A 3,516-nucleotide genomic window follows, 5' to 3' on the forward strand; every position below is an offset into this window, starting at 1 on the left:
AACCCGATAATCGGCAAACCAAATACGGTAGAAGAAAGCCTTGATGCCAGTACAAGCTCCTTCTCGCTGGCATTAGGACGCAACACTACTTCATAGAAATTCTTGACGAAAATGCCTGCATTGCGGTTCAGCCCCGAATCCATGGATGACATCGTGGCGGCAAACATAGCGGCAATTAACAATCCAAGCATACCTGCCGGCATATATAAGCTTACAAAGCTCATATAGGCAAAATCACCCGATTTCGCGCCAGCCTCAGGGTAGAGCGCAGCCAAATCAACACCTTCACTTGCCATAAACCAACTCGGCATAAACCAGATAAGTGGTCCAATAGTCATCAGTACGCATGCTAGAAGACCAGCTTTCCTGGCATTTGCAGAATCCTTGGCAGCTAGATAACGATAGGAGTTCAGCATATTATTGGTAATGCTGAATTGCTTTACGAAAAGAAAGAAGCCCCACAAAGCAAAGATGGAAAGGTAATTGATGTTATCGCCAACAAAGAAGTCGACCGGAAAGTTGTCTACTATTTCCGTGACACCCCCAGAATGATGCACCGCTACGATAGCGCAAGTGATGGTCACTGCCATGATAATCACCATCTGCATGTAGTCCGAAGCAATGACTGCCCAAGACCCACCAGTGACCGACATAAAAAGCACAACCAGACCAGTGATGATAATGGTAGTTTCCATATCGTAGCCAAAGACACCAGAAGCAACGATTGCTAGCCCATTCAGCCAAATGCCCGCCGCGATTATGCTGTTTGGCATCCCTGACCAAGTGAAAACCTGCTCATTGACCTTCCCGAATCTAAGACGCATGGCTTGGATAACGGTAATTACCCGGAGTTGCCTGAAGCGTGGTGCGAAATATAAGTAATTCATTAGATAGCCAAACGCATTGGCTATAAAAATGATGGCGACAGCAAAACCATCGTCATACGCCTTGCCCGCAGCACCAGTGAATGTCCATGCACTGAACTGGGTCATAAAGGATGTTGCACCGACCATCCACCACAACATGTTACCACCACCTCGGAAGTAATCACTGGTCGTCGAGGTAAATGTTCTGAATAGCCAACCAATGGCTATAAGAAAAAGGAAATAGATTCCTATTATTGTAGTATCTAAATCTAAGTTCATAATGGCGCACTCGTTAGTTCATTGATTTTATATTTTCTCTAAGAGAGAAACGATCATTGTTCCCGGAAGAAAACTACGTGCTCAAAGAACCTTACATAAAGACAATAAGCTTCAAGCGCTTCTAGCCGAGAACGTTTGTATAAAATAATGTTGTATTTATAAAAAAACGCAAAACTACTAAAGCTAGGAAACTCTTGTTATATATCCAGCAGTGGTAATACGTCGCCCATGTACTTCAATACTTGTTGGAGAGCAGTCTTCAGTCATACAAATCACTAGAGTCTCCAGACCATTATCGAAGTTCATATCAATAATGTAGTGAGTGTCAGAAGCACACTCTAAGTTAATAGACTTCAGCGTTGGCGTGGAACCTAGGCAAGTCTCGCTAGCCTCATCGAAATAACCGTGCTCTTCAAAAACATTCATGAAAATATTGGCTGTCGACGAGGTTCTAGTAATGACTTTTTTGTCATGGCGAAGATTATGCTGAGGATCGTTGGCACCCACGAGAATTTGAAATGCACTAGTATGTTGCTGGGAAGTTTGGTGCCAAGTCACGAAACGGCTGTTATGCAACCATGTCATAGCATGATTGGGAGCCTCACTCTGTTTACCGACAACCCACAAGTGCTGGTAACCATGAGCATTACCAAGCGCGTGAAGCTCTTCACTCGGCGTGTAATCTCCATCCCATTTAATGACTTGTCCGGAGAAGTTGAAGACATAGTCATAGGTATGAGTATCGTTAGCCTCTACTTCAACCAAGTCGATTAAGACAGGTAACGATGAATGCTTAGTACTGAGTAGAATACTATGACGACGCTTCTGCACACCGGGGTACGCGTTGTCTGTTGAACAGCAAACAGCATCCACGCCATCAACGTCATAACGCTCTACGAAATGTTCAATACGACCTGTGTAACGGTCGGCGAGAGCATGATCGCCTTGATGCTGACTCAAACAATCCACTACAACAAGATTATGAGCAACCGACTGCTTGGCATAGCCTTCGTTTTCCGGTAGGTAGCGCCCCCCAAATTTGGGTTCAACATTTATCCACCGACAAAAACCATATTCCTGTAAGAACTCACGACCGCCACTAAAATAACTAAGGCCTAACTGGTCGAAATGCCCATGTCCCATGCCATGCTGGCCTGCTGAAACGACTAAGTGCTGGCGGCCTGCCCCCTCACCCTGTTTCAAATGAGCATGCCCTCCCCCCTGGCCCGTGACTCCATCGGTCAATAAAACACTAGGAGCCCAGCAAGACTCCGGCGCCTTCACTACTACATCAGAGAGCTCTGCGCCATGGGCATGTGCCCAGGCCCCTTTCTGTTGTTGCGCCAGCACCGCGAGTTCTTCATCGTACCCATAACGGCCAAAATAAATAGCCATCGCACAGCGAACGCCTTCATCATCAATGCCCATTGTTCTAGATGCATCATTGAGCGCAGGAAAAGCACCATTGGGATATGCCGTAGCCAGCAAAGTTTTAATAGAACGTCCAATTTTTTTCTCCGATCTGTCAAAAATAACCAGGCTGGGATAATGGCGTTCTAATGCCTCAGCAAATAGGCATAATGGGTGTATCGCAAAACGATGATAGTAAGGCCCCTCAACATAGTAACCATCCGGTGAAAAAAGCTGCTCAATCTGCGCTAGGAAACCACCGACTTCCCCACTACCTTCGAGGCCGTAAACAGCCATTTCGACATAAGCTTTACGGTCTAAGGCCATGCCGCAAATACCTATTGCGGCCACTGCCCATAAGCCATGGTTATGAATTCGATCAAAATCATGAGCATAAGTAACAGTGAACATCTCAAGCATTGGCTCAAACAGGCCATCAACAATAGCTTTCTTGTCTTCTTCGCAAAGAAAGTCCTGAAGCAGTGAATACCCTAATGAAGCACTGAGTAACCAAATATGTTCATTAAGAATTTGGTGAAACAATTTGCCTGGTGGATTTGTATTCCTTGCCACTTGAAAAGGCATACCGGAATAGATAGAGGCATAGCCCAACAACAAGTCTCGAGCCAAATCAAGGTAGGCCTGATTATCAGTTACTTTCCCTAATAAAGCTGCAGACTCAATTAATTTCGCATTATCTTTATGGGTATTGTGCTCAAAACTTCCCGCCTCGCCTTGACCCGGGATTACAATACCCACTAGCAATGCAGCATCAATATTAGCTTGCAGATTCTTGAGCGTTAACCCAAGTAAACTAGGGGTATTAAGGTGAGAACGAATTCTTAAAAAATCGTTACCCGACCATAAAACACTTGTAGAGTTGGTGGACATGATCATCCTCAGCCGCTGATGTTGGCACGACAAATACCCTGCCGAAATAATCGACATAAAAAATGCTTTC

Annotated in this window: 2 protein-coding genes; both read right to left on the reverse strand. The window is 45.1% G+C overall.

What is annotated here, in order from left to right:
* On the reverse strand, window positions 1–1,145 hold a 1,145-nt coding region (locus tag AC0UA9_RS16840; protein ID WP_475661823.1), incomplete at its 3' end, for a sodium:solute symporter family transporter.
* Between the two features lie 183 nt (window positions 1,146–1,328).
* A partial coding sequence (locus tag AC0UA9_RS16845; RefSeq protein WP_475661827.1) for a heparinase II/III domain-containing protein occupies window positions 1,329–3,516 on the reverse strand: 2,188 nt, incomplete at its 5' end.

The organism is Colwellia sp. F1 (genome assembly GCF_056238625.1).